Raw genomic sequence first — 1,725 nt, forward strand, 5'->3', positions numbered from 1 at the left:
CCACCGTGAATCACCAGGGCCCGGCCTTTAAAATCGCTCAGCTGCAGCCGCGGCGCAATATTGGTCTGGGCGTTTTCTCCCTCCTGGCCAACGTGCAACCTTGGCAGGTCGCCAAGATGTCCGGATTTATCGAACGGGCCTTTATGCTTCCCGATGTTTTTTGGGTCGTAATGCCCACCAGCGGCACCTGCAGGCGTTGTTTTTCCGTCTTTTTCTACCGGGCTGCAGTCCGCGTTTTCATGGAGATGAAAGCCGTGAACTCCGGGCGAAAGACCAGTGATATCAGACTCAATAAGTACGCCCTGATCGTAAGCGGTGAGTGTAACCGTGCCGATGGAATCCCCGCGGCCTTCCACGCCGGCTTCAAACATTTCCACCTCAAGCTTTGGCTCTGCGAACACCTGTGAGGCCGCCAGAATAAGAGCAGCGGACGTTGTGATAAGGGATAATCCCTGCCTAGTGCGATGCATGCTGTTCTCCTTTTCCATTGCTGTTGAAAGAAGACGCCCCACTCTCACATTGAGAGTGTTTAGCCACTAGCGTAGTTGTGATTTTCTATTTTTTAAATCTTTGTTTAGGTAAGGATTAGCGCCCAATCACCTTTATAAGCCTCGCGCCCAGGTCGTTTCGCGGCCCCACGTCATGGTATTCTTCGGTGAAGGATCCAACACGAGCACAAAACATGGCCGAGCAGGATATCCGCTGGCTCCAGCGATTTAGTAACTTCAGAAAGGCATTCTCTCAGCTGGATTCGGCTGTAAAATTATGCCGAACCCGCGACCTCTCAGACCTCGAAAAACAGGGATTGATTCAGGCATTTGAATATACCTATGAGCTATCCTGGAATGTGATTCGGGATTACTTCCGATGGCAAGGCAACGGCAACATTGTCGGCTCTCGCGATGCGATTCGTGAAGCTTTCGCCAATGGCCTAATCGAAGATGGCGAAGGCTGGATGCGCATGCTGAAAGACAGAAACCGAACATCCCACACCTATAACGAAGAAACCGCCAAGGAAATCCTCACTAACATTTTGGCGCAATATCACCCGCTGTTTGCTGCACTGCAAACCCAGATAGAGCAGGAAGCGGAAAAGCATGGCCTTGCCTGAACCATCGTCCGTGAAAGAACAGTTTGGGCTGCCGCCAAGGGTTATCAGAAGGTTACAGGACATATTCTCGCAGCACCACGAGATTGACCAGGTTACCCTCTACGGCTCTCGCGCTAAAGGCAATTACCGGTACAACTCGGATATCGACTTGATGATGACCGCGCCGACACTTTCCTGGCAGGAATTTAACCAGATAGAGCTAGAAATTGACGATATGCTGCTGCCCTGGAAAGTGGATCTTGCCCTGAAGCACCAGGTAGACAATGAAGAACTACTTGAGCACGTAACCCGGGTTGGTATACGCATCTATTGAACCATGGGCCACCGGCCGAACCGTTTTAAGTCCGCTTTTTTGATCTTTGGCAAGATCAGCACTCAAGCACCCGACTATTCTTCGGCCTTTCCGAAGAAGTAGGTGGCTTATGTTTGGTAGTTCACACTTGAGGAAACTGTTGATCGTCGCGTGCCTGACTGCCTCTCCCATGGTTGCCGCAAGCTCTGCAGGCGAGGCCATGACACAGCTAAACGCCATTATGGCCGATGATACCAAACGCCAGGCCAGCTACGAGGCCGGTCACGAGCGCATCCGCTTTTGTGGCTATTGTCACGGCGAG

General features: G+C 51.8%; 3 protein-coding genes. 2 read left to right on the forward strand and 1 reads right to left on the reverse strand.

Going from position 1 to position 1,725, the window contains the following annotated elements; genetic code table 11:
• Window positions 1–470 (reverse strand): superoxide dismutase family protein (locus Q675_RS36555; protein ID WP_023012179.1); only part of this gene is annotated, 470 nt, incomplete at its 3' end.
• A gap of 212 nt (window positions 471–682) precedes the next feature.
• Here Q675_RS36555 and Q675_RS36560 point away from each other — a divergent pair.
• Complete coding sequence (locus Q675_RS36560) at window positions 683–1,111, forward strand: nucleotidyltransferase substrate binding protein (RefSeq protein ID WP_023012180.1); 429 nt, start codon at window positions 683–685, stop codon at window positions 1,109–1,111.
• Window positions 1,098–1,424, forward strand: a complete 327-nt coding sequence (locus Q675_RS36565; protein ID WP_023012181.1) for a nucleotidyltransferase family protein — start codon at window positions 1,098–1,100, stop codon at window positions 1,422–1,424. Before Q675_RS36560 ends, Q675_RS36565 begins: the two co-directional genes overlap by 14 nt.
• Window positions 1,425–1,725: the final 301 nt, after the last annotated feature.

The sequence above is a fragment of the Marinobacter sp. EN3 genome (assembly GCF_000475315.1).
GTDB classification, from domain to species: Bacteria; Pseudomonadota; Gammaproteobacteria; order Pseudomonadales; family Oleiphilaceae; genus Marinobacter; species Marinobacter nauticus.